This is a genomic window from Anaerotignum faecicola, from assembly GCA_024460105.1.
Lineage (GTDB): Bacteria > Bacillota > Clostridia > Lachnospirales > Anaerotignaceae > JANFXS01.
On sequence record JANFXS010000001.1, the window covers coordinates 122,638 to 143,649 of the forward strand.

The 21,012-nt window shown below is 39.2% G+C and carries 18 protein-coding genes, 1 tRNA gene and 1 riboswitch; of the genes, 9 read left to right on the plus strand and 10 right to left on the minus strand.

Translation table 11 applies throughout. The annotated features are described in order from the left end of the window. Window position 1: 1 nt before the first annotated feature. Window positions 2–523 carry a 5-(carboxyamino)imidazole ribonucleotide mutase gene (gene purE, locus NE664_00560; GenBank protein ID MCQ4725155.1) on the plus strand — a complete coding sequence of 174 codons (522 nt, stop codon included), beginning with the start codon at window positions 2–4 and terminating at the stop codon, window positions 521–523. 1,218 nt (window positions 524–1,741) lie between these two features. On the opposite strand, the gene nifJ is transcribed toward purE, so the two are convergent. The 5 genes from nifJ to NE664_00585 all read right to left on the minus strand — a co-directional run bounded on the left by nifJ (window position 1,742) and on the right by NE664_00585 (window position 9,595). Further along, window positions 1,742–5,266 carry a pyruvate:ferredoxin (flavodoxin) oxidoreductase gene (gene nifJ, locus NE664_00565; protein MCQ4725156.1) on the minus strand — a complete coding sequence of 1,175 codons (3,525 nt, stop codon included), beginning with the start codon at window positions 5,264–5,266 and terminating at the stop codon, window positions 1,742–1,744. 543 nt (window positions 5,267–5,809) lie between these two features. Further along, window positions 5,810–6,886: an HD domain-containing protein gene (locus tag NE664_00570; protein ID MCQ4725157.1), complete on the minus strand. Its 1,077-nt coding sequence runs from the start codon at window positions 6,884–6,886 to the stop codon at window positions 5,810–5,812. Between the two features lie 27 nt (window positions 6,887–6,913). After that, on the minus strand, window positions 6,914–7,480 hold the full coding sequence (locus NE664_00575) for a PilZ domain-containing protein (protein MCQ4725158.1): 567 nt from the start codon (window positions 7,478–7,480) through the stop codon (window positions 6,914–6,916). A 196-nt stretch (window positions 7,481–7,676) separates the two neighbouring features. Further along, entirely contained in the window at window positions 7,677–8,969 is a 1,293-nt protein-coding gene (locus tag NE664_00580; protein MCQ4725159.1) for a DUF4349 domain-containing protein, read from the minus strand. Window positions 8,970–8,992: 23 nt separating this feature from the next. Next, window positions 8,993–9,595 carry a sigma-70 family RNA polymerase sigma factor gene (locus NE664_00585; protein ID MCQ4725160.1) on the minus strand — a complete coding sequence of 201 codons (603 nt, stop codon included), beginning with the start codon at window positions 9,593–9,595 and terminating at the stop codon, window positions 8,993–8,995. A 214-nt stretch (window positions 9,596–9,809) separates the two neighbouring features. Between NE664_00585 and NE664_00590 the strand changes: the two genes are divergently transcribed. The 4 genes from NE664_00590 (at window position 9,810) to NE664_00605 (ending at window position 12,524) form a co-directional block, all read left to right on the plus strand. Continuing rightward, window positions 9,810–10,523: a TrmB family transcriptional regulator gene (locus NE664_00590; GenBank protein MCQ4725161.1), complete on the plus strand. Its 714-nt coding sequence runs from the start codon at window positions 9,810–9,812 to the stop codon at window positions 10,521–10,523. Continuing rightward, window positions 10,520–11,791 carry a diaminopimelate decarboxylase gene (locus NE664_00595; GenBank protein ID MCQ4725162.1) on the plus strand — a complete coding sequence of 424 codons (1,272 nt, stop codon included), beginning with the start codon at window positions 10,520–10,522 and terminating at the stop codon, window positions 11,789–11,791. Before NE664_00590 ends, NE664_00595 begins: the two co-directional genes overlap by 4 nt. 62 nt (window positions 11,792–11,853) lie before the next feature. Next, window positions 11,854–11,935 (plus strand) — tRNA-Leu (locus NE664_00600). A gap of 148 nt (window positions 11,936–12,083) precedes the next feature. After that, on the plus strand, window positions 12,084–12,524 hold the full coding sequence (locus tag NE664_00605) for an acetyltransferase (protein MCQ4725163.1): 441 nt from the start codon (window positions 12,084–12,086) through the stop codon (window positions 12,522–12,524). Window positions 12,525–12,785: 261 nt separating this feature from the next. On the opposite strand, the gene NE664_00610 is transcribed toward NE664_00605, so the two are convergent. The 5 genes from NE664_00610 to NE664_00630 form a co-directional block, all read right to left on the minus strand. Beyond that, window positions 12,786–13,019 (minus strand): helix-turn-helix transcriptional regulator, encoded by a 234-nt coding sequence (locus tag NE664_00610; GenBank protein ID MCQ4725164.1) that lies wholly within the window; start codon window positions 13,017–13,019, stop codon window positions 12,786–12,788. Between the two features lie 187 nt (window positions 13,020–13,206). Beyond that, window positions 13,207–13,734, minus strand: a complete 528-nt coding sequence (locus NE664_00615) for a DUF4358 domain-containing protein (GenBank protein ID MCQ4725165.1) — start codon at window positions 13,732–13,734, stop codon at window positions 13,207–13,209. A gap of 417 nt (window positions 13,735–14,151) precedes the next feature. Beyond that, a complete protein-coding gene (locus NE664_00620) occupies window positions 14,152–16,392 on the minus strand; it encodes a heavy metal translocating P-type ATPase (protein ID MCQ4725166.1) in 2,241 nt (746 codons plus the stop codon). Between the two features lie 267 nt (window positions 16,393–16,659). Next, window positions 16,660–17,016, minus strand: a complete 357-nt coding sequence (locus NE664_00625; protein ID MCQ4725167.1) for a metalloregulator ArsR/SmtB family transcription factor — start codon at window positions 17,014–17,016, stop codon at window positions 16,660–16,662. A 72-nt stretch (window positions 17,017–17,088) separates the two neighbouring features. Continuing rightward, complete coding sequence (locus NE664_00630) at window positions 17,089–17,925, minus strand: undecaprenyl-diphosphate phosphatase (GenBank protein MCQ4725168.1); 837 nt, start codon at window positions 17,923–17,925, stop codon at window positions 17,089–17,091. A 145-nt stretch (window positions 17,926–18,070) separates the two neighbouring features. Continuing rightward, window positions 18,071–18,179, plus strand: a riboswitch (TPP riboswitch). A 66-nt stretch (window positions 18,180–18,245) separates the two neighbouring features. Here NE664_00630 and thiW point away from each other — a divergent pair. The 4 genes from thiW to thiE are packed head-to-tail and all read left to right on the plus strand — an operon-like array spanning window position 18,246 to window position 20,977. Beyond that, complete coding sequence (gene thiW, locus NE664_00635) at window positions 18,246–18,737, plus strand: energy coupling factor transporter S component ThiW (protein MCQ4725169.1); 492 nt, start codon at window positions 18,246–18,248, stop codon at window positions 18,735–18,737. 18 nt (window positions 18,738–18,755) lie between these two features. Continuing rightward, window positions 18,756–19,562, plus strand: coding sequence for a bifunctional hydroxymethylpyrimidine kinase/phosphomethylpyrimidine kinase (thiD, locus tag NE664_00640; GenBank protein ID MCQ4725170.1), 807 nt, complete (start codon window positions 18,756–18,758; stop codon window positions 19,560–19,562). Then, window positions 19,555–20,364 carry a hydroxyethylthiazole kinase gene (gene thiM, locus NE664_00645; protein ID MCQ4725171.1) on the plus strand — a complete coding sequence of 270 codons (810 nt, stop codon included), beginning with the start codon at window positions 19,555–19,557 and terminating at the stop codon, window positions 20,362–20,364. Before thiD ends, thiM begins: the two co-directional genes overlap by 8 nt. Continuing rightward, entirely contained in the window at window positions 20,351–20,977 is a 627-nt protein-coding gene (thiE, locus tag NE664_00650; GenBank protein MCQ4725172.1) for a thiamine phosphate synthase, read from the plus strand. Before thiM ends, thiE begins: the two co-directional genes overlap by 14 nt. The last annotated feature ends 35 nt before the right edge of the window (window positions 20,978–21,012 follow it).

Consider the following 21,012-nt stretch of genomic DNA (forward strand, 5'->3'; position numbering starts at 1 on the left):
TATGAATCCAACAGTCGGTATAATTATGGGAAGCGACAGCGACTTGCCGGTCATGTCGGAAGCGGCAAAAATTCTGGACAAGCTGGGGATCTGCTATGAACTTACAATAGTATCGGCGCACAGAACTCCTGACAGGATGTATGAATACGCAAAATCGGCGCATAAAAACGGTATAAAAGTAATAATTGCCGGAGCGGGAGGAGCGGCGCATCTTCCCGGAATGACAGCCGCCTTAACATCAGTGCCGGTTATAGGCGTTCCGGTTAAAACATCAACTTTAAGCGGCGTTGATTCCCTTTATTCAATCTGCCAAATGCCTCCCGGAATACCTGTTGCAACCGTAGCGATAAACGGGGCGCAGAATGCCGGGATACTTGCCGCGCAAATTTTAGGAACATATGATGAAAATATATATAAACGAATCGAGGACTTTAAATTAAGCCTTAAAGAAACAGTTGAAACAAAAGCCGAAAGCCTTGAAAATATTAAATACGAAAAATATTTAGAAAAAATGTCAAAATAATGCTTTTGTAAATACACTAAAACTTCTTGGCCAAATGCTTACGCCTTTAACAATGGCGTAAGCATTTTCAACAGGCGGAAGCTGAAAAGCCGCATGCAAAATAAAACTTTTGTCCCTTCTTATATAAACCTTGTAATACAAACATAAAATTCTATAAATGTAAATTCCGAAACGCGCTAATATGAACAATTTAAAACCTTACTGTATTTTAAGATTTAAAACCGAGGGACATTGTTTGCCGGCAAAACAGACGCCTCCATATTTACTTAATTAATTTTGAAAACCGCAATTATTAAAAATCAGCGGAACTATGGCATAAAATGTTTCACAGACGGAATTTCAAGTTCTCTTTTGAGTATTCATTTCAGACAGTGCAAAAAATCCAGCCATTGTCATGTATATCATTAAAATTAAACCGCACATGTTTTATAAAAAACTTTTACGGCATTAAAAAGCTCCTATTACATACTTAATCTAAGACCGATAAAATATTTTCCTTAAATCAAAATTAGCTTAAAATCGGACGCACGGTTTTAGTCGGGAACAACGGCGCAATAGCAGAGTTAAAGCCGTTTGCCGCGGAATTCGAGCGTCTGCGCTTCCTCGCCATGCTCTTACGCCGTTGCTTCCGAAAGCCCATTACCGACATCATAAGGTAAAAACTTTTTGCTGTGATGTTGTAGAGTTGAAACCGTATGTTCCATTGTAAACCGAAGCTATAACCGAATAATATAAAAGTTTCGGATGATTTGTTATATATTGAAATATTTATTAAAATAATTAGAAATAATTTTATATTTTTAATTCGGTATATTTATTTATGTAAGCTTAAAGAACAAAAATTTAAGGCAGTATTGCAATAATATAAATACATGAATTTCTGTTTTGACAAAATTAAGGAATATAAAAGCAATTTTATAGTATAGCGCATATTATAAATGGGGTGATAATATGGTTATAATAATTATTTTAATTGCTGTGCCTGTTATATATTATGCGTCGTGCAGGAAATGCGGGCGCTGCTGCGGATGCAGAAGCTGCAAAAGGAATTGCCGCTGGAGAATAAAATAAATATTTCAATATACACTTATCTAAATTGAATGCTCCAAAATACAAAATGATTTGATGAAAAAATTATTTAGCAATAATATCTGTTATTTTGTACAATAAAAGGACGCCGGTTTTCCGGCGCCCAAATATGCTAGGATTGTAATTCAATTATTTAACAAGCGCAAGGTAAGATTCCATACGGTCTTTTGCATCCTGTTCAGCTTTTGCAAAGAGTTCGTCTGCAATTTCAGGGAATTTCCTGTAAAGCGAAGTATAACGAACTTCTCCCATAAGGAAGTCTCTAAAGCTTGCCGTAGGCTCTTTAGAATCTAATATAAACGGATTCTTTCCTTCTTTCTTTAATTCAGGATTAAACCTGTAGCAGTGCCAGTAACCTGCTTCAACAGCCTGTTTAGCACGGATCTGCGCATTGCTCATACCGCCTTTTATACCATGGTTGATACATGGAGCATAAGCGATAATTACAGATGGGCCGTCATAAGCTTCAGCTTCTTTAATTGCAGTAAGCGTCTGCTGTGGATCGTAACCCATAGCAACCTGTGCAACATAAACATATCCGTAGCTCATGCACATCATGCCGAGGTCTTTTTTCTTTGTTTTCTTGCCGCTTGCCGCAAACTGCGCAATAGCTGCTGTAGGTGTAGCCTTTGAAGACTGTCCGCCTGTATTAGAGTAAACCTCTGTGTCAACACAGATAATGTTTACGTCCTCGCCTGAAGCGATTACATGGTCAAGACCGCTGTAACCGATGTCATATGCCCAGCCGTCGCCGCCGACAATCCACTGCGACTGCTTAACAAGATAGTCTTTCCTGTTATAAATAGCTTTTAATGTTTCATCGCTGTCAACGCCTGCTGCTTCCATTGCGGCTATAAATTTGTCTGCCCTTTCCCTTGTGCCGTCTGCAACCATGTAGCTGTCAGCCCACTCTTTTGCAGCAGATTTAAGGTTTTCATCAGAAGTCTTTTCAACAAGTTCGTCAACCTGAGCTTTTAACCATTTACGTACAGCTTTAGTACCAAGGTACATACCGTATCCATATTCGGCAGTATCCTCGAAAAGTCCGCTCGCCCATGCAACGCCGTGTCCTCTTTCGTCTGTACAGTATGGGATTTCAGGAGAACCGCCCCAGATGTGCGTACATCCTGCCGAGTTAGCAACCCTCATCCTGTTGCCGAAAAGCTGTGTTATAAGTTTAAGGTATGGAGTTTCACCACAACCAGCGCATGCGCCTGAGAACTCAAGGTATGGTTTGAGGAACTGGCTGCCTTTAACAGTAGTTTTCTGTTTTTCCGGAATTTCTTTATCTTTAACATTAGCGATTGTAAAATCCCATTCGCGTACCATCTTGTCTTTCATTGGTGCAAGAGGTTTAAATACAAGCGCTTTTTCCTTAGCCGGGCATGCTTTTACGCAAACGCCGCATCCCGTACAGTCTAAACCTGAAATTGAAAGGTGATACTGTAATCCTTCAAAACCGTTGGCTTTCTTCATTGCGTAGCCTTCAGGAGCCTTAGCCGCTTCTTCTTCATTAAGAAGTGTAGGACGGATTACGGCATGAGGACATACGATTGAACACCTGTTGCACTGTATACATTTGTCAACGTCCCATTCTGGAACATCAATAGCAATACCGCGTTTTTCCCACTTTGTAAAGGAAGGATCCCAGCTTCCGTCTTCACGTCCGTTAAATGCGCTTACAGGGAGATCGTTGCCTTCCTGACGTCCCATTTTAAAGAGCACGTCCTTAAAGAATTTAGGTATTTCAGGATTATCGGCTTTTGGAGCGTCTTGAGCATTTGCCCATGAAGCCGGAACTTCTATTTTCTGAATCATCTGAACGCCTTTGTCGATTGCGGCACAGTTCATATCAACAATATCCTGGCCTTTAGCGCCATATGTCTTATTAACCTGATCTTTGAGGTATTTAACAGCGTCTTCAACAGGTATAATTTTTGAAATAGCAAAGAAAGCCGCCTGCATAATCATATTGATACGTCCGCCGAGACCGATTTCTTTAGCGATATCAACAGCGTTGAGCGTATAGAAGTTAGCTTTCTTAGCGGCAATTTTCCTCTTAAGTTCAGCAGGAAGGTTAGCTTCAAGCTCTTCTGCCGACCAGATTGTGTTAAGGAGGAAGCTTCCGCCTTCTTTAAGATCCCCGATAAGGTCGTATTTATCAACATATGCCTGGTTATGGCAAGCGATAAAGTTAGCCGCCTTAATCTGATAGGAGCCTTCAATTTTCTTTGGTCCGAAACGAAGGTGTGAAATTGTAACGCCGCCTGATTTCTTTGAGTCATAAGCAAAATAAGCCTGTGCGTTATAATCCGTATGGTCGCCGATAATCTTAACGGCAGATTTGTTAGCGCCTACCGTACCGTCAGAGCCAAGACCCCAGAATTTACAGGAGAAGTTTCCTTCCGGTGTCGAGTCAAAAGGCTCGTCATATACAGGAAGCGAAAGGTTTGTAACGTCGTCTACGATAGACACTGTGAAACCGTTCTTAGGTTCTGCAACAGTAAGGTTTTTGTATACAGCCATAACGTCCATAGGAGTGAAGTCTTTTGAACCAAGACCATAACGTCCGCCTACAATCATAGGTTTTCTGTCGCTGTCGGCAAATGCGTTCTTAACGTCGAGATAAAGAGGTTCGCCCGGTGCGCCCGGCTCTTTTGTCCTGTCAAGAACAGCAATCCTCTTAGCAGACGCCGGGATTGTATCAAGAAGCGCCTTGCTGTTGAAAGGCCTGTAAAGATGTACTTCAACAAGGCCGAGTTTTTTGCCTTTGGCATTCCAGTATTCAATAGTTTCCCTGATAACGCCGCATGAAGATCCCATTGAAATGATAACGTCTTCAGCATCCGGATCGCCGTAATAATTGAAAAGTTTATAATCCGTTCCGGCAATTTCATTAATTTTGTCCATATATTCCTGAACAATGCCCGGAATTGCCTCATAGAATTTATTTACAGATTCCCTTGCCTGGAAGAATACGTCAGGGTTTTCGGCCGAACCCCTGCTCTTCGGATGATCCGGGTTAAGGGCGTTGTCCCTGAAAGCCTGTAAAGCGTCCCAGTCAACAAGTTCTTTAAGATCGTCATAATCAATAAGTTCAATTTTCTGATATTCATGGCTTGTCCTAAAGCCGTCAAAGAAGTGAAGCACCGGTATCCTGCTTTTAATAGCGGCAAGATGCGCGATACAACCCATATGGAAAGCCTGCTGGACAGAGCTTCCGGCAAGCATTGTAAAACCTGTGTTTCTGCATGTCATAACGTCCTGATGGTCGCCGAAAATCGAAAGCGCGTTTGACGCAAGCGCACGTGCGCTTACATGGAAAACGCCCGGAAGGAGTTCTCCGGCAATTTTGTACATATTTGGGAGCATAAGCATAAGTCCCTGGCTTGCAGTGTATGTGGAAGCAATAGCTCCGCCCTGCAGTACGCCGTGAACAGCGCCTGCCGCGCCGCCTTCATGCTGCATTTCCCTAACTTCAACTGTCTGTCCGAAAATGTTTTTCTTTCCGTTTGCGCTCCATTCGTCAACCATTTCAGCCATAACTGATGAAGGAGTGATAGGATAAATTGTAGCTACCTCAGTAAAAGCATAGGACGCATAAGCCGCAGCCGTATTGCCGTCCATTGTTGCTTTTGTCAACTGTTTTTTCATTATTTTCCCCCCTATGAAATATGGTCCTACATTATCAGTGCAGTAACCTGTACTACATTGTTTATATTTTAGCACAATAAAATTCCTTCCACAAGGCGTTTGTTTTTTTTCGTTGTTTTTCACTACAATACAAATACATTAAAACCTATAAACCGTCAAAAATTTTTGAAAACATTTACAAAAATCGCAAATACGAACATAGTTCGTATAATATTGATATTTTTTCATCATTTTATACAAAAATTATTATTTTAAATTAGCTATTTTTAAAAATTAGGCCATAATAATAACAGGCTTCAAATCCCGGCCTTGCCACCTGATTACCAGTTCAAATTTGACGCCTATCTCATTAACACCTTTACATTTTAAGTAAAATTAACTTTAATTAATAGAGTTTTATTTTTCAACGTATTTTGAATTTTGTGCATTTTTTATACTGAAAAGATAAGTTTTTTGTCCGTATATTAAGGACATCAATTATCAATTCACAATCAATCATACCAAAATATCCTCTTTTAATTTTAAAATTATTTCAGTCGGAGTTTATTTTATAAAAATCTGTTTGCAGTAAAGCTCTTCGTCCGTTTTCCTAATATATCCGTTAAAGTCGACGATAGGATAGTCTAAACTGTCTGAAAACATTTTTTTAATAACCGCCGTTTTGCCGCTTGATAACAAAACCTCAGTGTTGACAAGTTCTTTCATCATATTTTTTAGGAAAATATTTACAAGCTGCATATCAAGCCCGCCGAATTCCTGTTCATAAAGCTGCCTGTACACAGTAAAACAATTCTTTTTATCGTCATAGCTTTCTGAAGATACGGCATTATCATATACATTTGAAAGCGACGTTATCCTTCCGAACACCGGTATTTCGTCGCTTTCAACGCCTTCGGGATATCCGCCTCCTCCCATATTTTCGTGATGAGTCCTTACGGCCATGCACACCCTTTCGTCAAACCTTCCATAAAGACTCAGCATGTCATAAGAATAGACCGGATGCTTTTTAAGCATTTCAATTTCTTCTTTTTCCGACATTCCCTTTGAATTAAGAAGAGCCGAAAACAGCTTAATCTTTCCGACGTCGTGCAAAAACCCCGACAATATAAGCATTTTTATATCCTCATCAGACAATTTAAGCCAACTGCCTATTTTAGCGTTCAAAAACGCTACGTTTAAACTGTGGCGGTACAGCTTGTCTTGCTTTTTCCTTGGGGCTTGTATACATTGGAGTATATCGGCGAAGCTGCTTTCTTCAGATTTTTTATATATCGCCCTCATAATCTGCATAGCTTTATCGCTATCAATATATCTGTGTTTAACCCACATTGAAAACAGGCTTTCAATCTCATGGCAAAGCCTTGTGTAACCAAAATTATCTTCAAATAACCTTTCGCGTATAAAAACGGGCGCGTCAAGCCCCGACATAATTTCATCATAATATGTATAATCTATGCTTACCCTGCAATCGTCAGGATTAAACTTTTTGAGCTTGTTGATTTTTTCATCTGTAAGAGTTTCTCCTTTATTAAGAAGAAGCACCCTTCCGCTCGAATCATATACGTCAAAACATAATACAAGACCTTCCCATAAATAGTCTATATCTATTTTCTTTAGCATTTGAAGCCTCTACTCCTCCTTAAAAAATTATATTCTTTGAGCCGTTAAAAACTTGCAGCCATAATTCATAAATCCCGCTTCTTCTTTTTCCACCCTTACAACCTCGCAGTTAAACATAATTTTATTATTATCCATCTCAAGAAGAAGCTGAAATTCACTCCCAATATAAAAACTGTCCTGAAATGATTTTATTAAAACCCCGTTAGCGCTGATATTGCACACTTCAACATCTATTCCCTTATGAAGCTTTACAGGTTTGTTGAGCACAAGTACGTTCTCTACCATTCCGCGCGCTTTGATTTCGTATCTTTTACACGCCCTGTCTTCTCGTTCCTTCCCTTCATAAAGGGCAATACCTATCAAATTTGCCCCAACGGAATTTCTTATATATCCCAGGTACTCATACAAACTGCCGTCAACGACTATCAAAACCGATACGTGTTTAATTCCGCGGCTTTCGAAACAACCGGCGCTTACGCCTATAATGTTGTCCCTTTTGTCATACTCCAATATCTTTGTGTCTGCAATTGTTTTGCCCGTATCGGAATCCCTTATGACGGCCCTGCAATTTTTAAAATCACCGGTATAGATCATTATATTTCCCCCGTTATCCCTGTATTTTACATTGCGCCAAGTTCTGACTGTATAAAAATCTCTTTGGTTTTAAAATATCATATTTAAAATTGGAACGCAATGGACTTTCCCAAAAATTAACCAAAAATTTAATGCTTGAAGTATCGGCATATTTTAAAATAAAAAACGCGCCTTTATTTAAAGGCGCGATAAAAAGTTATACCTTATTTTTTCTTTTTTTCCTAAAATAAATCACAGCTTTAATTAATATAAATAAAACGGCGGCCGCCGCAAGCAACGGCATGGATAAAGCTGCAAGCCCTACAATTATATCCTGAAACCCGTTCACAAGAAAATTTATGCTTTTAATAAAGCTGTCCTTGATACGACCGGCAAAATCCGGTGAAATTTTACCAATCTTGTTCGGCATCTCTTCCTTTATATCAATATTAATTGTTGAAAGCTCCACAAGTTTATCCCAGTTATCAATCATACTGCGGTAGCTTTCTATATACCCCCGCACATCCGCAAGCCTTTCTTCTATTGATACAATATCCTGGACGCTTCCCGCATTTTTAAGCAGTTCTACAAGCCTGCTCTCCTCGGCCAGTTTTGCTTCAAGCTTTGCTTCCGTATCGATATACTGGCCTGTCACATCTTCCACATATTCGTTTTCACTTGAAACTTCTCCTATGCTTTTAATACTATCTTTAACTGAATTATAATTATTTTTATCAACCCTTACAGTCATGCTTCCCGATTTAAGCGATACGTCGTTGTCTGTATCTTCATAATATATATAGCTGTTAAAATTCTGAACATACCCGCCGGCTGCCTCCGCTTCATTTTCTATATTCTCGGCCGCTTCGTCAAAATTTTCAACTTCTATTGATATATACGACGTTTTTATATTTTTTCTTTCGGCAATATTAACGCTGTCTGCATTAAGCGAATTGCCTGAATCATATGCGGCTCCGTCATTCGCTTCGGCCGCTTCGTCATTTTCAGCACCGTAAGTTTCAAGCTTAGCTTCCGCCGGCGCCGCCCCAAGGCTTCTTCCGCCGGACGCCGCATCCATAGCCATTGTTTGCGGTTCCGTTCCTCCCGCTTCGTAACCTGAAGTTTCACTTGACGCTTCTCCCTGCGAAACAGAAATTTCGTTTGTTAAAATATTATTCCCGCCTATTCCTATAACCGCAACAACAAACAGACCGGCGGCTATCGAAACATATTTTTTCCAAATATTGCGTTTATTTTTGTCCTTGCCTGTAAAGTCCGCCCTTTCTACTTTTGCATTTTCAATTTTATCCATAAGCCTTTCATGGTATCCTTCCGGAAGGGGCATATATTCCATTTCCTTTAAGGTTTCAACCATTTCTTTGAGGCTGTCATATTCTTTTTTACAGCTTTCGCATTGTTCCATATGTTTTATGATTTCCTCTTGTTCTTCTTTATTAAGTTCACCGTCAATGTAAAGGCTGATTAATTCCAAAGCTTTTTCGCATTCCATTTATCTTCCCTCCTTCCTATATATTATCTGACGAACGCCCTTTGGTTTTGTTCCCGTTCTTTTACAATTAAGCCTTTAAGTATTTTCCTTGCCCTTGCAAGCCTCGATTTTACCGTTCCCATAGAACAATCCGTTATTTCCGCAATTTCCGTATAGCTTAACCCTTCAATATCCCTAAGGGTAATAATTGTTTTATGTTCTTCGCTCAATTTGTCTATTGCTCTTTTAATTTCCGAAAGCCCCTCTTTCGATAACACTTCTTCTTCAACATTCATTCCGGAATCTGCATATTCCCTTGAATATACTCCGTCGTCACCATCAGCTTCGGCATTAATGGATAAGGTTTCTTTTCCCTTTCTTTTTCTTATCTCGTCAATACATGTATTAACCGCAATTTTATATACCCAGGTTGAAAAAGAAGCCTTACCGTCAAACTTCCCTAAATATTTATATACTTTCAAAAATACTTCCTGCGATATGTCTTCAGCATCCTCTTTATTGGGAAGCATCCTGTAAACAACATTATAAACAAACCGCTCATGGCGTATAATCAATTCGCCGAAAGCAGCGCTGTCGCCGCTCTGCGCCTTTTTTATCAAAGACGTTTCTTCGCTGTGACCGGCCATATCATTTCTCCTTTCCCAAAATAAATTTATATATTATTCCTTTCTCCTTTTTATATACTATATACCTTATTACCTTCGACGTAAACAAAAATACTATGTTCCCATAAATTACAAAAAATAAAAAATTTTACTTCATCTATTTTTTATTATTGACATGCCGAAAAAATAATTATATAGTATTCCTAATAAGAACCACTAAAAGGAGGGGGTATTTATAGAAGGCAAAACAATTATCGATTCCCTGCTTAAATTCAGCCTGACTCGTCAGGAAGCAACCGTATACCACAGGCTTCTACTTTATGGAAAACAAACGGGATACGAAATATCAAAAGCCACCGGCATATCGCGTTCCAATGTATATTCATCGCTGGCTTCGCTTACTGAAAAAGGAGCCGCATACGTTGTAGAGGAGAGCGCAAAAAAATATATGCCCGTCCCTCTCAACGAATTTTGCAGCAACTGCATTAAAGTAATGGAAAACGAAAAAAACTGGCTTTTGAAAAACATTGAAACAAAGAAGGACAACACAGAAAGCTATATAACAATAGAAGGCGAAAACAATATACTTAACAAGGCAAAAAACCTTCTCTCGTCAGCCGAGGAAAGGGCCTATATATCGTGTTCGGCCGATACCCTTAATTTAATTGAGGACGAAATATCATGCCTGATTGATAAGAACCTTCGTGTCGTTATATTGACTGACAGTACATATGCATTGTCAGGAGCGACTGTTTATAAGACTGATTTCAAGGGAAACCAGATCGGTATTATCACAGATTCAAAATATGTGCTTACAGGCGAATACGGCGCCGGAAGCGCCAACACATGTCTTTATTCCGGCCAAAAAAACTTCGTATTGCTTTTTAAAACGGCTCTGTCGAATGAAATTAAATTAATACAGTATACGAAAGGGGTACAAACAAAATGAAAAAAGAACCTTTTGCAACAAAAAGCCAATTAGAAAAAATTATAGAAAAAATTCCCACTCCATTCCATCTTTACGATGAAAAAGGTATACGCGAAAATGTAAAAAAACTTAAAGAGGCTTTTTCATGGAACAAAGGATACAAAGAATACTTTGCCGTTAAAGCAACCCCAAACCCATTCCTTATTAACATACTCAGGGAATACGGCTGCGGCTGCGACTGCTCGTCATATACTGAGCTTATGCTTTCGGAAGCTATAGGAGCCGTCGGCAGTGACATTATGTTTTCATCAAACGATACTCCCGCCGAAGACTTCAAAAAGGCCGCGCAGCTCGGAGCAATCATTAACCTCGATGATATTACCCATATTGAATTTCTTGAAAAAACAATAGGAAAAATACCTAAAACAATAAGCTGCCGCTATAATCCCGGCGGAATATTTAAAATAAGCAACGACATTATGGATAATCCCGGCGACGCAAAATACGGCATGACAACAGAACAGCTTTTCGAGGCTTTTAAAATCCTTAAAGAAAAAGGCGCCGAAGAATTCGGTATCCACGCTTTTCTTGCCAGCAATACCGTTACAAACGAATATTATCCGATGCTTGCAAAAGTCCTTTTTGAAACGGCGGTAAAACTCAGCCGTGAAACAGGGGTGCATATTAAATTTATCAACCTTTCCGGCGGCGTCGGAATACCTTACCGCCCCGATCAGGAGCCGAACGATATAATTGCCATAGGCGAAGGCGTAAGGAAAGTTTATGAAGAAACGCTTGTTCCGGCCGGAATGGGCGACGTTGCCATTTACACCGAACTCGGACGTTTTATGATGGGTCCTTACGGCTGCCTCGTAACCAAAGCCATTCATCAAAAACATATTCATAAAGAATATATCGGAGTAGACGCGTGTGCGGCAGACCTAATGCGCCCCGCAATCTACGGAGCTTACCACCATATAACTGTTATGGGCAAAGAAAACGAACCGCTGTCCCATAAATATGATATTACAGGCTCGTTATGCGAAAACAGCGATAAATTTGCAATAGACCGCATGCTGCCCGAAATCGAAACGGGAGATATACTTGTAATACACGATACCGGCGCACACGGATATTCTATGGGATATAACTATAACGGCAAACTCCGTTCGGCTGAAGTCCTGCTTAAAGAGGACGGTTCGGCAGAACTTATTAGACGCGCCGAAACACCGAAAGACTACTTTGCAACGTTTGACTGCTTTGATATAGGAAAAAAGCTTTTAAAATAAAATTTTACTTGCAATGTTTTATGTAATATGATAAAATAAAATCCGGTTTGAAAACCGGATACGCGGGCGTGGCGGAATGGCAGACGCAGCAGACTCAAAATCTGCCGGGGTTTCCTCGTGTGGGTTCAAGTCCCACCGCCCGCATTAACTTATAAAATATCCCAAGTTTGATTTCAAATAAATCATGATTGGGATATTTTTTTATAACTACAAAAATTTTATGATAATCTTTATTTATTAAAAAAGTAATTGCAATCAAATTTTTTAAACAAATACAGTTAGGCGGTAAAAAATGGATATTATAGAACTCAAAATAAGAAATTCATCTTTTATAAATGAACTTGTAGAAGTCTGGGAAAGCTCTGTCCGCGAAACACATCTATTCCTCACTGAAAACGAAATACAGGAAATAAAAAAATATGTGCCTGAAGCATTACGCAATATCCCAACTCTCATTGCAGCCGTTGATGAAAAAGGCATGCCATCGGCATTTATGGGAATAAGCGGGCAATCTCTCGAGATGCTTTTTATTTCCCCAAACGAGCGCGGCAAAGGCCTTGGAAAAAAATTAATCCGGCACGGCATAAAAAACTATTCTATCAACAAAGTCAGTGTAAACGAACAAAATCCACAGGCAATAGGTTTTTATCAGCGCCTGGGATTTAAAGCCTTCATGAGAACCGAAACAGACAGCGAAGGCAGGCCATACCCGATTATCCATATGTCATTATAAGGCTTTTTAATAAGCTTTCAACACTGTATATCAATAAGTTTTAAGTAATATATTTTAAAATAGTTCGCCTTATATATTTCGATGTTAAAATATATTAAAATAGTATATCTCATAAATATTTTTTTGAGAATTATGCATCCCGCCCATTCATAATCCATAAAATTCATATAAATATAATATATTTATAATTATATCCTCCGACGTATATTTCCGCAGAACACAAATAAAAACCGCGTTTTATAATACCAATGACAGCTCCTATCAGCTTACCATGTCATCGTTTTTCTTATTTGTATCATTGCAGAAAACAAACAAATCATTTGGGCAGCAATTAAGACTGTTGCATATTTCTTCAATAACTTCATACTTTATCGATGCAGTTTCATTATTTACCATCTTATTAAAATTCTGATAGCTCATTCCAAGCCTCTTATTCAGCCAGTATTTTGTTTTTCCATTCTTTTTAAGCAATGTAAGCACATCAAGTTTTAACACGTTAATCCCCCCGTTACTGTAAAATTTTTAATGCAGACAGGAATTATAAAACCTGTCTTAATCTTTTTTATTTCAAAAAACCTAACGGAATCATTATATACCATGTCTTTTAAATATACAATATTTTTTGTTTTTTTATCATTTTATACAAAAATCCACATTATTATTTATATTTTGTGCATATATATTAAACCTCTCCAAAAAATCCGTCTATTGCGTCAACAGCTTTTTGGTTTTGCTCTTTATAATATTTAAGCCGGCTGTTTTTATCCGTTCCATCCATATTTCCCGCTGTATCTTCTCCCAAAATTACAAAAAATGCGTAGTTATCTTTGTCATATATTGTAGCTGCATTGATCCTCAGATTGTCAGAATTATCCAAAACAAGTTTTTCTTTATAATTTTCAAGATCTTCTATTACGTCCTCAATTTTTCCTGTTTCAGCTTCTATGATTATGACTGTATCCTCCTTTTCCTTAGACTGTTCAATAAAAAAGTCCTTAACATTGTCCATGTCAATATCAAGCTCGGATTCGGCTTTGGCTTCATTGTATTCAAAATCAGGTGCGTAACTGTCCCCATAAACTTCTTTTATTGCAATGTAAAGCTGATCCGTCTTTCCGCTGTACGCTGATTCTTTTTCCTCCTCCATTTTCTCAACACACCCAGTTAACGCCAAACACATAAACGATACAAACAATAAATATTTTTTCATAATAACCTCCAAATAACAAATATTTCAAAAATTACATAATTGCCCTTACGGAGTTTAAACAAAACTAACCGATTTTTTATATATCTAATATTTCCCAAATTATAATGCCTCAGCTTATAAAACAGCGTTTAATCTATTGAGTCTAATACTCTTTGAAGTCGACGGGAACCAAAACTTTTTTATATTAAAGCTTCAATTATCAGCCTCCTGACATGCATAAAACAGTATGGATTAATATAATAAAAGATTTAACATAAGAATAATACAAATCTCTTAATCATAAGTATGCTAAATTATTGTAACCACTGATGCATAAAATATTTAATATAATATCCGGCGTTTCAGATTACAAATTAATACAAAAACAGGGACGAAATTTAATCCGCCCCCGTCTAAAAACTATACATATTCCGCATATCATGCTTTTTTTCTCATGGAGTTCAAAATTGCTATAAATGCGACTCCTACGTCGGCAAAAACCGCAAGCCACATACCGGCAATGCCTGCCGCTCCCAAAACAAGAACAATCCCTTTGACGCCAAGGGCAAAAACTATATTTTCCTTAACAATTCTATTCGTATTTCTTGCAATTTTTATGGCCGCCGGAAGTTTCATAAGATTGTCGTTCATTATTACAACATCGGCCGCTTCTATGGCCGCATCACTTCCCATCCCACCCATTGCAACGCCAACTTCAACCCTGCTTAAAACAGGCGCGTCATTTATTCCGTCACCGGCAAAAAGCACGTTTTTGGAATATCCTCCGTTGTATATCTCCTCTATTTTCGAAACTTTGTCGCCCGGAAGGAGCCCGCCGTAAACTTTGTCGGCCCCAACCGCTTCAGCGACAATTTTGCCGTTTTCCTCTGTATCTCCCGTAAGAATAACAGTATTTTTTATACCGAGTTTTTTAAGCTTGCTTATGGCTTCCGCACTGTCCTCTTTTATTTTATCCGATACCGCAACCCTTCCGAGATATCCATTTTCGTCCGCAATATAAACGACGCTTCCCATGCCGGCATACTTTTCAAATTTAACGCCGTATTTTTCCATAAGCCTTCCGTTTCCCGCCAATATTTTCCTTCCGAAAACTGATGCCGTTACGCCATATCCGCTTATTTCTTCATAATCAGAAATGTTATTTATATCAATTTTCTCTTTGCTCCTGTAGCTTTCCGTTATGCTTTTTGCAATGGGATGCGTGCTCATCTTTTCCGCATAAGCGGCAAGTTTAAGAAGTTCTTCTTCATCGGTTCTTTCCGAAGGCTTAATTTCCGTAACTCCGAATACGCCTTCTGTTATAGTTCCCGTTTTATCCATAACGACTGTATCAACGGCGCATAATGCCTGCAAATAGTTGCTTCCTTTTATAAGTATGCCGTTTTTTGACGCCTCGCCGATACCGGCAAAAAATCCGAGAGGAACAGAAAGCACCAATGCGCACGGGCATGAAACAACAAGGAAAACAAGAGCCCTCGAAACCCAAACCTTTAGTTCGGCTCCCGGGATTAAAAGCGGCGGCAGAAACGCCAACACAGCGGCGGCTATAACAACAGCGGGTGTGTAAACCCTTGCAAATTTCGTTATAAACTGTTCTGTCTTTGTTTTCTTAGAAGCCGAATTTTCCGTAAGCTCCAATATTTTCATAACGGTGGAATTAGCAAATTCTTTTGTAACTTTCACCTTTATCATACCGCTTAAATTAATTGCGCCGCTTAATACTTCGCTTCCGGCTTTTATTCCCCGCGGTACGCTTTCGCCCGTAAGAGCCGACGTATCGACAGAACTTTCGCCCTCTTCCACTTTGCCGTCAAGAGGAATCCTCTCTCCCGGCTTAACAATTATAATATCCCCTGCCGTCACGCTTTCGGGAGAAACAGTTTTAACTTCGCCGTCAATCAATTTATTTGCAAAGTCCGGCCTAATGTCCATAAGGCTTTTAATAGATTTTCTTGATTTTTCAACAGCCATATCCTGAAACGTTTCGCCGATTTGGTAAAACAGCATAACAAATACAGCTTCCGGCATTTCGCCAATAGCTATCGCCCCTACAGTTGAAAGCGCCATTAAAAAGTTTTCGTCAAAAACCTGTCCGCGGGATATATTTTTAACCGCCCTGACAAGCACATCAAGGCCGAATATAAGATAAGCGGTCATAAAAAGCGCCGCATTTAAAATATAAGGAACTTCCGGCCTTTCAGTCGCTATCGCCGCTATAAAAAATGCCGCTCCAATTCCATACTTGATAAGGCGTCCTTTTAAGCTTTCATTTTCATCTCCGTGAGAATGTTCATGTGTATGTTCCTTGCCATGTAAATGTTCATGCACTGCCTGCTCCTCTTCATGCGAATGATGATGCCCGCGGCAACATTCCCTTTCGCGCATATGTCCGTCCGCATGCAAGGCATGTTTTGCAGTTGACAGTTGATCTGAACCTTTTAAATTAACTTTTACATCCGGTTCATATTTATTTGTAATTTTCTCAACCATTTCAAATATTCCCGAAACGCTGTTATTGTCAAAATCAACTTTCATTTCCTGTTTAAAAAGGTTTAAATCAACATTTTTAACCCCTTTGATTTTCTTTGTGTCATTTTCGATTTTTGCCCCGCAGTTACTGCATGTGAGTCCTTTAAGTTCAATAACCATACATTCCATATAATCACCTCGCATTAACATTTGCTTTAATGAACAATTATTCATGTATATTTCAATAATAACGGATGCCCAAAAGCTGTTCCTTAAAATTTATTATTTGATGCATACGCTTCTGAAACATCCATTTTTATAATTTATAACTTTCGTCAAAAACCATATGATTTTAAATCGCCGTATCGGAAATATAACCGGAAACAATAATAAAACTTACAGGGCTAAATTAACAAGTTTTTATTTCATGTTGTTTTATTTTCTCCATAAAACATATTAATATCCCTTTTTATGCTTGATATGGCTTATGCCTTGCCTTAAAATATTCTCAACATGGCTGTCGTCAAGAGAATAATAAACTGTTTTTCCTTCCTTGCGGTTTTTTACCAGTTCATTTTGCCTTAGTACCCTAAGTTGATGGCTTACAGCTGACTGCGTCATATCAAGTTTATCGGCAATCTCGCTGACATTCATTTCTTTTTCCAAAAGAAGCTGTAATAGTTTTATTCTGGTTGAATCGCCGAATACTTTAAAAAAGTCTGCCACGTCATATATCAATTCCTCATTTATATCATCTTTAATAATGTTAAACGCATTTCGGCATTCACTGCAGATTTGGCAGTCTAAGCCCATAATGTCCACCTCTTAATATATGAATATTTGTTCATATATTTATATTAATACTGTCAGTTTAATTTGTCAATCCTAAACTACAGAATTTTTTGTAAAAATAAAATATGCCAGAACTATTACGCCCAATACAATTCTATACCAGCCGAATACTTTAAAATCATGTTTTTTTATGTATCCCATTAAAAACTTGATAACTATAACGGAAACTATAAAAGCTACGGACATACCTGTTAACAGAACCATCATTTCTTCACCGGTGAAATTAAAACCAAATCCGGCTATCTTTAAAATGCTTGCCCCAAACATAACCGGCACGGCAAGAAAAAATGTAAATTCCGCCGCAACGGTTCTCGATACGCCTATCATAAGCGCGCCTATAATAGTCGCGCCCGAACGCGACGTACCCGGGAAAACCGCCGCAATCAGCTGGAATATGCCAATCATAACCGCCGTTTGAAGCGTTATGTCCTTAATCCTTGTAATTTTCGGCTTAATATTTTTATTCCTGTTTTCGATTACAATAAATAAAACGCCGAAAACTATAAGCGAAACCGCAACTGTTTGATAGTTATAAAAAAGCTCGTTAAGTTTTTCGTCAAAAAGTATCCCCACTGCCGCTGCCGGCACACATGCAACCGCAATCTTACACCACATAATAAACGTGTCTTTTTTAATCATGACCTTCCCCTTATATTTTTTAAACGGGAAAAGCTTTTTCCAAAAAATAAGCACAACCGCAAGTATAGCCCCTAATTGTATAACAACAAGGAACATTTCAAGAAACTCCGCGCTCGCCTCAAGTTTTACAAACTGATCCAACAGTATCATGTGTCCGGTGCTGCTTATAGGCAGCCATTCTGTAATCCCTTCAACTATGCCGAATAGCACAGCCTTTAAAAACTCCAACATTTTATTTTTCCTCCTGATTTTTTTATAATAATAGTATATATTATACTTCCATTTAAACAATACAAAATTTAACATCTTAAAAATTTTTTAATATAATTTACCAATACTCCTTTACCAGATTACATTTTAATGGTAAAATTATTTAATAAAGTGCTGGGGGTGCTGCCTTAATAAAGTCAGCTGAGAGAAATGTGTTTCAACTCCTTATACCTGATCCGGTTCGTACCGGCGTAGGGAAGCTATATGGAAAGGTATGCAGTCCAAAGCACAGTTATTTAAAGCTGTGCTTTTTTTTGGCCAAAAATAAGAGGTGAATAATTATGAAAACAAAAAAACTCACGCTTTGCGCAATGCTTATTGCAATCGGGATACTTGCCGGTAATTTTATTTACATACCTATCGGCGCATCAAAATGTTTTCCGGTGCAGGCGGCCGTCAACGTTATAGCAAGCGTAATACTCGGCCCCGCTTATGCCGTTTTAACGGCTTTCGGAATATCCCTTGTACGCAATATAATAGGAACAGGCAGTATTATGGCCTTTCCCGGAAGCATGGCAGGCGCATTTTTGGCGTCCATATTATACGCCAAAACAAAGAGTACCGCCGCCGCCGCTTCAGGAGAAGTTATAGGCACCGGCATCATAGGCGCGTTAATCGCCGTTCCGATTAGCAAATTTATATTGGGCAGTGAAGTCGGGGCATTATTTTATGTTGGCCCGTTCATAGTCAGCTCATTAGGAGGCGCCATTATAGGATACCTTATATTAAAATCAACCGAAATTATACGTCTTGGTAAAAAATTCAACGATTAATCAACGGAGGTATATAAAATGAAAAACGTATTGACAATAGCCGGCAGCGATTCATGCGGCGGGGCCGGAATACAGGCTGATATTAAAACTTTCTGCGCTCACGGCACATATGCGATGAGCGTAATAACGGCAGTTACCGTTCAAAACACTATGGGCGTATTCGGGTGTCAGGATATTTCCCCGGAAATTATTTCCGGACAGATTGACGCAATATTTACAGATATAGACGTAAGCGCTGTTAAAGTAGGCATGGTAAGCCAGATAGGAACTATTAATGCAATAGCCGACAAGCTTGAACAATATTCTCCAAAAAATATCGTTATAGATCCCGTTATGATTTCAAAAAGCGGTTTCGACCTTTTAAAGCCCGAAGCAAAAAACGCGCTTATAAAACGTCTTATCCCCCTTGCAAAAGTTCTTACCCCAAACCTCCCCGAAGCCGAAGCCATAACCGGAATAAAAATAGAGAATATTTCCCAAATGGAAGAAGCCGCCGTAAAAATCCACAGCATGGGTGCGGAATATGTTTTTGTTAAAGGCGGCCATCTCGAAAACGACGCCACCGACATACTTTTTGACGGCAGCAAGGTAATTACGCTCCCCGGGAAACGCTTCAACACAAAAAACACACACGGAACAGGATGTACAATCTCGTCGGCAATAGCGGCAAACCTTGCCAACGGCCTTTCCGTTGAAAATGCCGTTAAAAATGCAAAAGATTATATATCGACAGCTATAGAACATTCGTTTTCCATAGGCAAAGGAGTAGGCCCCACAAATCATTTTTATATGTTGTATAAAAAAGCCGGTATGATAAATGAATAAAATCACAGAAAATATTAATAACAGCCTGCTCAAAATCGAACAAACCGCCCCTGTCGTACACCACATAACAAACTTTGTAACAATAAACGACTGCGCGAACGTATCAACAGCATTAGGCGCTTCGCCCGTTATGGCATATAGCCACTATGAATGCGCGCAGATAACCGAAGTTTCAAACGCTCTTGTGCTGAACACAGGCACGCCGGACAAAATGCGTTTTAAGGCGGCTGTACTTTCAGGTAAATGCGCGAATACTAACGGCATACCGATAATACTGGACCCTGTAGGCGCCGGCGCCGTTGCCTTCCGTCAGAATGGAATTTTCGACATTCTAAAAAACGTCAGGCCTTCGGTTATAAAAGGGAATTCGGCAGAAATAAAAACTCTTGCAGGGCTTTCCAATATTTCCAATAAGTGTATTGATTCTGCCGAAAATCAAATTGATATGGAAATAGTAAAAGAATTGGCCGCCGAACTAAAAACCGTAATAGCCGTTACGGGACAAAAAGACATTATAACGGACGGTTTAAGGACAGTTTCCATAAGCCGCGGCACAAATATGTTCACCAGAATAAGCGGAGCGGGATGCATGGCTTCATCGGTAATCGGAGCTTTCCTTTCCGTCAACAAAGATCCGTTTAACGCCGCTGTACAAGCAATATTCCTTGTTGATGCATGCGGTGAAAATGCGGCGGAAATATCCCGCGGCCCCGCCGATTTCAAAGTCAACTTTATCAACGCATTATATTTATTTAGGAATACAGGAACGGACGAGGGAGGCATAGTTTTTGAACAGGGATAATTTGAAAGTGTACCTTGTAACCGACAGCCATTCATTAAATGGGCGCGATTTTTTCGATGTTGTTGAAGAAGCGGTTAAAAGTGGAGTAACAATGGTTCAGCTGAGAGAAAAAGAATTAAACAGCGCCGATTTTTTAAAGAAAGCCAACAAGCTGAAAAAAATAACCGATAAATACAACGTCCCCCTGATAATCAACGACAGGGTTGACATAGCTTTTGACTGTAGGGCCGCCGGGCTGCACATAGGCCAAAAAGATATATCTGTGCGCGACGGCAGACGTATAATGCGCCGCGACCGCGGTCAAATTCTCGGCGTAACGGCAAATACTCCCGAACTTGCAGTCGAAGCGGAAAAAATGGGCGCCGACTATATAGGCGCGGGAGCAGTTTTTCAAACCTCAACAAAGCATAATGCAGAAATCATATCAATAGAAACCCTTTCAAAGATAACGTCAAGCGTTTCCATACCCGTTGTGGCAATCGGCGGCATTACGGCAGAAAACGCCTGCATGCTTAAAGGAACAGGCATAGCCGGGGTTGCCGTTTCAAGCGGTATAATGAACGCTTATGACATTAAAGGCGTTGTTAAAACATTAAAAGAACTTGTATTTTAATATTGATAAACTTAAAAATTAAATATATAATTTAT

Coding starts and splice junctions, on each gene's coding strand:
- purE (MCQ4725155.1), top strand. CDS start 2: ATGAATCCAACAGTCGGTATAATTATGGGAAGCGACAGCGACTTGCCG.
- nifJ (MCQ4725156.1), bottom strand. CDS start 5,266: ATGAAAAAACAGTTGACAAAAGCAACAATGGACGGCAATACGGCTGCG.
- NE664_00570 (MCQ4725157.1), bottom strand. CDS start 6,886: ATGCTAAAGAAAATAGATATAGACTATTTATGGGAAGGTCTTGTATTA.
- NE664_00575 (MCQ4725158.1), bottom strand. CDS start 7,480: ATGATCTATACCGGTGATTTTAAAAATTGCAGGGCCGTCATAAGGGAT.
- NE664_00580 (MCQ4725159.1), bottom strand. CDS start 8,969: ATGGAATGCGAAAAAGCTTTGGAATTAATCAGCCTTTACATTGACGGT.
- NE664_00585 (MCQ4725160.1), bottom strand. CDS start 9,595: ATGGCCGGTCACAGCGAAGAAACGTCTTTGATAAAAAAGGCGCAGAGC.
- NE664_00595 (MCQ4725162.1), top strand. CDS start 10,520: ATGAAAAAAGAACCTTTTGCAACAAAAAGCCAATTAGAAAAAATTATA.
- NE664_00605 (MCQ4725163.1), top strand. CDS start 12,084: ATGGATATTATAGAACTCAAAATAAGAAATTCATCTTTTATAAATGAA.
- NE664_00615 (MCQ4725165.1), bottom strand. CDS start 13,734: ATGAAAAAATATTTATTGTTTGTATCGTTTATGTGTTTGGCGTTAACT.
- NE664_00620 (MCQ4725166.1), bottom strand. CDS start 16,392: ATGGAATGTATGGTTATTGAACTTAAAGGACTCACATGCAGTAACTGC.
- NE664_00625 (MCQ4725167.1), bottom strand. CDS start 17,016: ATGGGCTTAGACTGCCAAATCTGCAGTGAATGCCGAAATGCGTTTAAC.
- NE664_00630 (MCQ4725168.1), bottom strand. CDS start 17,925: ATGTTGGAGTTTTTAAAGGCTGTGCTATTCGGCATAGTTGAAGGGATT.
- thiW (MCQ4725169.1), top strand. CDS start 18,246: ATGAAAACAAAAAAACTCACGCTTTGCGCAATGCTTATTGCAATCGGG.
- thiD (MCQ4725170.1), top strand. CDS start 18,756: ATGAAAAACGTATTGACAATAGCCGGCAGCGATTCATGCGGCGGGGCC.
- thiM (MCQ4725171.1), top strand. CDS start 19,555: ATGAATAAAATCACAGAAAATATTAATAACAGCCTGCTCAAAATCGAA.